The following is a 2,441-nucleotide window of genomic DNA, read 5'->3' on the forward strand; positions in this document are numbered from 1 at the left end:
CCCGGCTGTCCGCGCTCACGCAGGTGATGACCTCCGCACCGGCGGAGGTGTCGGCCACGCCCGAGGGCGCGAACTCCGAGAAGAAGGGTTCGGCCAGGAACAGGACGCGGGAGGCGTCGCTGACGACCATGCACAGCGCCTTGTCGTCGGAGAAGGCCTCGTCGTAGGAGAAACCCAGCGCGCCGAAGAACTCGCGGGTGGCTTCGAGGTCCCTGACCGGCAGGTTCACGAAAGTCTTTCGAGTCATGTGGCGAAGCTAACACCGCCGGGCGACAATCGGCGGTGACCCGGTCAGGCCAGGCTGCGCCGCGGGTTCCTGGCCGGTGCCGTCATCGACATCCGCACGACCGCGGGCACCTGCTCCAGGTCGAGCGTCTGCCGCAGGTTCCCCAGGGCCTCCGAGCGCACCCGCTCCCACACCCCGGCCACATCCGCGTCGTCGTCCAGGGTCAGCGCCAGCCGCAGGTGCGGTTCCTCCCCGGACTCGGTCAGCCGCGCGCGGGCGCGGCGCACGCCCGGGTAGTCGGCGACCTCCTGCTCCAGGGCACCACGCGCCACGCTCTCGGACATCTCCACCCGGCCGCGCTCCCCGCGTTCCAGGACCAGGCGACCCACCGTGTCGTTGAAGCCCTGGACCATCAGCCAGCGCAGGGCCAGGAAACCGGCGACGAAGGCCAGCGCGACCGCCACGTAGGGCACCCACTGCTGGCCGAGCGCCTGCCTGACCGCTGGGCTGAGCAGGGCGCTGTCGGCCAGACCGGCGCCGAACAGGCCGCGTCCCGCGGCCAGCGCCACCAGTCCGACGGCGAGCAGCACCGTTCCCACGACCGCCAGTCCCCACCGGTTCCCCCGGGCCGACCTGCGCGACCTGTCACGAGCCATGGTCAACCCTCCGCGTACCGCACGTGGGTGGCGATCCGCATGCTGCGCAGCGGCGCCAGCTCCTCCAACCGCCGCTCCACGGCCGCGGTCACCTCGGCGGGCATACCCGCCGACTCACGCATCCCGGTGCGCACGTGCACCCGGATCCTGTTGCCGCGCATCGTCACGTGCACGACGTCGACGCCGCTGACCTCCTCCGCGGCGGCGGCCACCGCGCGACGCAGCGCGGGCCGGGTCAACCCCACCACCAGGGCGGGGTCGTCGGTGCGCAGAGCCGTCCACCGGCCGCGGCCCGGGGCCAGGGCGGCCACGATCAGGGCCAGCCCGATCAGCGCGAGCACCGCCGAGGCGATCTGCACCGAGGGCATCGACCAGGTCGTGGTCGTCGCGTATCCGCTGGCGGCGCCGACCGGGAACAGCCGCAGCGGGCTCCCCGCCAGGGCCGAGATCACCTCGGCGGCGGCCACGACCGCCACGACGAGGATCACCAGACCCGTGATCACCGCGGGCCAGGACCGCCGCGGACGGAACGTGTGGACGGCCACCCGCCTGGCCCGGCGGTCGACGCCCTGGTCGGGGCGTCCGAGCACCTCTTCCACGGTGGTCATGTCAGCGCACCAACTCCGCGATCTCGATGTCGATGTGGTGAACCCGTTTGCCGGTGATCAGCTCGACCCGCTGCCCGACGTGCCCGCGCACCCGTGCGGCGACCTCACGTGCCGACCGCGGGTAGTGCACGCCGATCCGCAGTCCGAGCAGGATGACCTCGCCGCTCACCCGGGCCCGCGCAGTACGCGACCGGGTGGGGAGTGCGCCGGGGACCTCGTGGACCGCGCGTGCGGCGACCTTCTCGACCACGCCGGGCTCGATGACGGTGCGTCCTCCCGGATCACGGGCGCCCGGGGCCACACCCCGCGCGCCGATGTCGTCCGGGTCCTCCCTCTGTCGGGGAACCGTCCTGGTCCGCACTCCGGCCACGTCCGCTCCTCACGTCCTCAGGAGGAGCGCCGCGGGAACATCGCGGTGAGGTCGAGCTCGCCCTCCATCGCCCGGCCCGCGACGAACCCCGCCAACCCCAGGATCAGGACCAGCGCGAAGGCCGTGAACCCGCCGATCGCGGCGGCCAGACCCAGCACCGTCCCGTAGGACAGTCCAACGATGGGCCACATGGCTTCCCCCTCTTGTCCAGCACCCGTTGCCGTTTCCTCAACCGCCCGTCCGGGCGCCGCCCCCGACACCCGCGACCACGTCCTCCACGGAGATGTGGACGGGCCGTCCTCCGGCGAGCGGCACCAGGCCCCGGCGTATCTCGGCGGCGATGTCCGTCAGGGGCCGTCCGAACCGGACCACGACACCGACCTCGACGTCGTCGGCGCGGACCGCCACCCCGCCGACCCGCCCTCCGGGGACGGGTGTGGCCAGCGTTCCGAAGCTCCCCGAGGACAGCTCCACCACGTCGGGGAAGCCCCTGGCCTCCTCCGCCAGGCGCCGGGCCACCTCGCCCGGGTCCTCGTCGGCGCCCTCCATCACTGGACCCGGGGCGTCGACTCGCCGCCGCC

General features: G+C 73.4%; 6 protein-coding genes. All 6 read right to left on the reverse strand.

Annotation, left to right across the window (positions count from 1 at the left end; all coding sequences use genetic code 11):
• On the reverse strand, nt 1-247 hold a 247-nt coding region (locus tag D455_RS0107315; protein WP_394296618.1), incomplete at its 3' end, for a VOC family protein.
• 44 nt (nt 248-291) lie between these two features.
• Nucleotides 292-882, reverse strand: coding sequence for an alkaline shock response membrane anchor protein AmaP (gene amaP / locus D455_RS0107320; RefSeq protein ID WP_017570095.1), 591 nt, complete (start codon nt 880-882; stop codon nt 292-294).
• A 2-nt stretch (nt 883-884) separates the two neighbouring features.
• A complete protein-coding gene (locus tag D455_RS0107325; RefSeq protein WP_017570096.1) occupies nt 885-1,490 on the reverse strand; it encodes a DUF6286 domain-containing protein in 606 nt (201 codons plus the stop codon).
• 1 nt (nt 1,491) lies between these two features.
• Nucleotides 1,492-1,860, reverse strand: coding sequence for an Asp23/Gls24 family envelope stress response protein (locus D455_RS0107330; protein ID WP_017570097.1), 369 nt, complete (start codon nt 1,858-1,860; stop codon nt 1,492-1,494).
• A 17-nt stretch (nt 1,861-1,877) separates the two neighbouring features.
• Nucleotides 1,878-2,051 (reverse strand): hypothetical protein, encoded by a 174-nt coding sequence (locus tag D455_RS34460; RefSeq protein ID WP_017570098.1) that lies wholly within the window; start codon nt 2,049-2,051, stop codon nt 1,878-1,880.
• 37 nt (nt 2,052-2,088) lie between these two features.
• Complete coding sequence (locus D455_RS0107340) at nt 2,089-2,409, reverse strand: hypothetical protein (RefSeq protein WP_017570099.1); 321 nt, start codon at nt 2,407-2,409, stop codon at nt 2,089-2,091.
• Nucleotides 2,410-2,441 lie beyond the last annotated feature (32 nt).

This window comes from Nocardiopsis halotolerans DSM 44410, from assembly GCF_000341065.1.
Lineage (GTDB): Bacteria > Actinomycetota > Actinomycetes > Streptosporangiales > Streptosporangiaceae > Nocardiopsis > Nocardiopsis halotolerans.